General features: G+C 73.3%; 3 protein-coding genes and 1 pseudogene. 2 read left to right on the top strand and 2 right to left on the bottom strand.

Annotated elements, in window-relative coordinates; all coding sequences use genetic code 11:
* Together ACWF94_RS38235 and ACWF94_RS38230 are read right to left on the bottom strand one after the other, a co-directional pair.
* A pseudogene (locus ACWF94_RS38235) lies at positions 1–297 on the bottom strand (hypothetical protein); the annotation flags it as partial.
* Positions 260–1159: a phosphatase PAP2 family protein gene (locus ACWF94_RS38230; RefSeq protein ID WP_453499526.1), complete on the bottom strand. Its 900-nt coding sequence runs from the start codon at positions 1157–1159 to the stop codon at positions 260–262. The pseudogene ACWF94_RS38235 and the gene ACWF94_RS38230, both read right to left, overlap by 38 nt.
* Before the next feature lie 222 nt (positions 1160–1381).
* Between ACWF94_RS38230 and ACWF94_RS38225 the strand changes: the two genes are divergently transcribed.
* Both ACWF94_RS38225 and ACWF94_RS38220 read left to right on the top strand, forming a co-directional pair.
* Positions 1382–1981 (top strand): histidine phosphatase family protein, encoded by a 600-nt coding sequence (locus ACWF94_RS38225; protein WP_453499524.1) that lies wholly within the window; start codon positions 1382–1384, stop codon positions 1979–1981.
* A gap of 110 nt (positions 1982–2091) precedes the next feature.
* Positions 2092–2433 carry a hypothetical protein gene (locus ACWF94_RS38220; protein ID WP_453499522.1) on the top strand — a complete coding sequence of 114 codons (342 nt, stop codon included), beginning with the start codon at positions 2092–2094 and terminating at the stop codon, positions 2431–2433.
* Positions 2434–2692: the final 259 nt, after the last annotated feature.

Below are 2692 nucleotides of genomic sequence, written 5' to 3'. Positions count from 1 at the left end.
CCCCTGGCCCTCCACCCCGAGCAGCCGCATCAGCTCGGCGCCGCCGTCGGACTTGACCCGGGCCTCGAAGGCATTGCCCCGCATAAAGGCGAACTGCGACTGCCCGAACGCGCCGGGCGACCCGAGCGCCGCGGCGAGCCCCGCCTTGTCCACCCCGGCGCCGTCGAGCAGCGCGCGCCGTCTGCACCCGGGGTTGGCCGCGAGGGCGGCCAGCGCGCGGGCGTCCAGCGGACGGGGCCGGGCGGCGGGGCCGCGCAGCTCAGCGAGCCGCTGCCGGAGTGCTGTCGTCGGCGGCATCGGCGGGGGTGCGCTGTCCCTCGGACGGGGTGCGCTGTGCAGGGAATCGCTCACCCGCCGCAGTCTGGCATCCGGCACCGACAATCGGGGACGCCGTGGCGGCCGGGACGGTGGCGAACCGGCCGCGCACCCGGTCCGCGAGGCGCATCGCGGGCCTGGTGAGCAGGGCGCCGACGCCCATCACGGCGGCTCCGGCGACGGCGTCGAGGAAGTAGTGGTTGGCGGTGCCCATCACCACGACGACGGTGAGGAGGGGGTAGGCGACGGCGAGCGTCTTCATCAGGGGCGTACGGCCGTGGCGCCACAGCAGCACTCCGCACCACAGCGCCCAGCCGACGTGAAGGCTCGGCATCGCCGCGTACTGATTGGTCATACCGCCCATGCCGCGCGGGGCGCTCGCCTCGGTGCCCCACCAGCCGTACGAGCTGTACTGGGCCATGGTGTCGACGAAACCGTGGGCGGCGTCCAGCAGCCTCGGGGGGCAGGTCGGCATCAGGGTGAAGCCGACGAGGCCGAGGAGGGTCGAGAGCATCAGCCAGGTGCGGGCGGCGCGGTAGCGCGCGGGGCGGCGGCGGAAGAGCCAGACGAGGATGGCGGGGGTGACGACGTAGTGCAGGGTGGCGTAGAGGAAGTCGGCGGGGATGCCGATGGCCGGGACGTCGGTGAAGAGCCGGTTGAGGGGGGTCTCCGCGTTCAGGAAGAGGGCCTTCTCGGCCCGGAGTATCGCCAGTCCGTGCTCGACGGCGGTGTTCACATCGCCCCGGGCGAGCATCCGCCCGGCCGAGTAGGCGACATAGACCACGACGAGCAGGATCAGCTCGGTCCACCAACGGGGCCGGCGGCTGGGCGCGGGCTGGGACATCGAGCGTTTCTCCCCCTTCGGCCATCCCGTGGCCCGGTGTTCCGGCGGTCGTCGGCCACCAGTCAACCGTACGGTGTAAGGGGCGGCGCTCTGTCGGTGGGTCCCGACCCTGGGAGGGACGCCTGGACCGGCCCCGAGGTTGCGCGAACGGGTCGTCCCGATGACCAGTGGGTGATGATGGAAGGCCGTTCCATCGTTCATGATCTTCAGGAGAACAGCGACATGGCACCGCGCATCCTGCTTGTCCGGCACGGCCAGACCGAATGGTCCCTGCTCGGCAGGCACACCGGCCGGACGGACATTCCCCTGCTGGAGGAGGGCAGGCGCGGGGCGAAGCTGCTGGGTGAGCGGCTGCGGCGGTCCCCGTGGTCGGGCCTGGAGGGCGTGGAGGTGCGGACCAGTCCGCTGGTGCGGGCGTCGGAGACCTGCGGTCTGGCCGGGTTCGGCAACCGCGCGGAGCCGTGGGACGCGCTGATGGAGTGGGACTACGGCGCGGCCGAGGGCCTGACCACCGCGCAGATCCGGGCGGCCGGCCAGGAGGACTGGGTGATCTGGCACGACGGGGTACGGGACGGGGAGGCCCTGTCCCAGGTGGCCGCTCGGGCGGACGAGGTCGTCGAGTGGGCCCGCTCGGCGGACCGGGACGTCCTGGTCTTCGCCCACGGGCACATACTGCGGGTGCTGGCGTCCCGGTGGCTGGGGCTCGACCCGTCGTTCGCGGCGCGGCTGAGCCTGGACCCGACGTCGCTGTCGGTGCTCGGATGGGCGTACGGCGCTCCCGCGCTGGACCAGTGGAACGACACGTCCCACCTGGAGGGCTGACCGCCCTGGCGCCGGGGGCCGCGTCCCGGGCCGTTCGCCCTCTTGCGAAGGGCTGGAGAATGGAGGCGGTCCGGGTCGCCCGGTATGCCTGTGCGAGGAGGAGACGATCCATGGCGGAGTCCCATCAGCGTGCGCGGAAGACGCGGCCCGCGCCCCTGCTGTTCGAGCCCTCCGAGTCCGTCGCCGATCCGGAGCACTTCTTCGATCTGGAGTCGATGGAGGACCCGCGCGAGCTGCTGGCCCGCGCCACCGAGCTGACCCTCGCCTTCCGGGCCGCCGCCGACCGCGCCGTGGAGTTCCAGGCCCTCGCCGCGGCCCAGCTCGCGGATCCCCGGCGGTTCGACCGGCTGACCCCGGGGGCGATCGCCGAGCGGGCCGGCTGGACCGAGGACTACGCGAAGAAGATGATCGAGTTCGGCCGCGGCCTCCTCCGCGACGGGACGCCGCCGTAGCCTACGCTTCGCCCTCCCGGCGGGGCCGCCCACTGCGGGCCCGGGTGCGCACATTCGCCTCCCGGCGGGGCCGCCCATTGCGGGCCCGGGTGCGCACATTCAGCCCGTTGGGCCCCCGGTGCTTCGCCTGGGTGCTACCCCCAGGCGGAGCTGGATTGGCTAGCCAACCCTACGAACCCGGGTACGCAGAATCAGCCCGTCCGGCGTTTGAGGACACGCCCGCAGGGCGTGCGCGACAGCCCACGCGAGGGGCGCGGGC

This window comes from Streptomyces sp. NPDC055078 (assembly GCF_053607985.1).
The sequence above is the reverse complement of the archived record's forward strand: the minus strand, read 5'-3'. Positions and strand labels throughout refer to the sequence as shown.

Coding starts and splice junctions, on each gene's coding strand:
- ACWF94_RS38230 (WP_453499526.1), bottom strand. CDS start 1,159: ATGTCCCAGCCCGCGCCCAGCCGCCGGCCCCGTTGGTGGACCGAGCTG.
- ACWF94_RS38225 (WP_453499524.1), top strand. CDS start 1,382: ATGGCACCGCGCATCCTGCTTGTCCGGCACGGCCAGACCGAATGGTCC.
- ACWF94_RS38220 (WP_453499522.1), top strand. CDS start 2,092: ATGGCGGAGTCCCATCAGCGTGCGCGGAAGACGCGGCCCGCGCCCCTG.